Origin of the sequence: Geobacillus sp. LYN3 (assembly GCF_003064505.1) — a bacterium.
GTDB lineage: Bacteria > Bacillota > Bacilli > Bacillales > Anoxybacillaceae > Parageobacillus_B > Parageobacillus_B toebii.
Genome location: NZ_QCWL01000051.1, coordinates 1 through 1,359, shown reverse-complemented (window position 1 = coordinate 1,359; position 1,359 = coordinate 1). Strand labels below are relative to the sequence as shown.

The window sequence follows — 1,359 nt, the reverse complement described above, 5'->3', positions numbered from 1 at the left end:
CGATTTCAATACGGGCCATCTGTTGTCCTTCCGTTACGCCAATGGAGTGTTGGGCCAATTCCATCAACTTCTCCGCTTTCGGTTTTTGTGGCGATTGTAATCCCTCACTTTGCCGGTAAAGGGCCAGCACCTCTTCTAGCTCTTTTCCTGCCAGATCACTCGGAAATGGCGTATATTCCAGCACCGCGAGCGCCATTTTCCCAAATGACGGGAAGACTTGGGAAAACTCCGGAAAATATCGATCAAGCCAGCGAATCATTTGATTTCGAATCGCTCCCTGTTCTTCCACCAATTTGGAGCGAAATGTCGCTCCAACGCGCAGTTCGGCCTCCATCCCTTTCAGAATGCGCGGATAGCTGAATCGGCCGTCTTTCACTAACCGGGCAATGACGAGCGCGTCTTTCGCATCATGCTTGGTTGGAAGATTGTCGTCCAGCTCTTTGGATCGCTTCACGTGCATCGGGTTTGTCATGACGAGAGGGATGCCTTTCTCATCAAGAAAATAGGCGAGATTGAGCCAATAATGTCCCGTTGGCTCGATGCCAACGATCACCTCGGTTTTTTCAAATTCCTTCATGGCTTCCACGATGCACTGGTACAACCATTCCAATCCTTCTCTCGATTGCAGAACGGGAAACGGCTTTTTTAATACCCTCCCTCGCTCATCCACAAAGCAGGCATAATGTTTTTTCTTTGCGATATCCATGCCAACCACCAGCGTTTGATCGGTGACTTGATTAATCTTCTTGTTTGAGATAGAATTCATGTATAGTCCTCCTTGGTATCCAAATTAGGGGTCAATTCATCCGATTGACACCCCCGAATCATACCAAGAGGGCTTTTTTTATTCAAGTCCCCGAAAAAACTTCTAACAGGAATGCTCCTTTAAATAAATGTATGTATATTTGCAAAGATGTGTCGATGATATTATATACTAAAGTGGAAATAGGTTGGCAAAATAACATGAAAAAGTTACTTTTAAAAAATATATTGACAAAACATAAATAAGTTTGTAATATACAAAACGTCGCTTTAAGTGTGTCGAGTGGATAAACAAAAAAGTATTGACAACATATGATGATTTGAATATAATTATGATTTGCGTGAAATAACGAAGCTATTAAATGTAGGAAATTAAATATATTGACAATCTTGGATATTTAGTTATAATTGTTGTTGTCAGATGAATGAAGGTTTGATGTTAATGTTCCTTGAAAACTGAACAAAACGAAGCGTCCACAACGAAAAGCGGAGGCGAGCGACACCTTGCGGTGTCGGCGCTGAAGTTGAAAAGAAGCCAATCAACTTTCTTTTTGGAGAGTTTGATCCTGGCTCAGGACGAACGCTGGCGGCGTGCCT

At 42.8% G+C, this 1,359-nt stretch carries 2 protein-coding genes; both read right to left on the bottom strand.

The features are described from left to right. The coding region (locus tag DCC82_RS16980) for an IS110 family transposase (protein WP_146177918.1) at positions 1–766 on the bottom strand (766 nt) is incomplete at its 3' end. Between the two features lie 413 nt (positions 767–1,179). Further along, the coding region (locus DCC82_RS18445; RefSeq protein WP_233253085.1) for a hypothetical protein at positions 1,180–1,359 on the bottom strand (180 nt) is incomplete at its 5' end.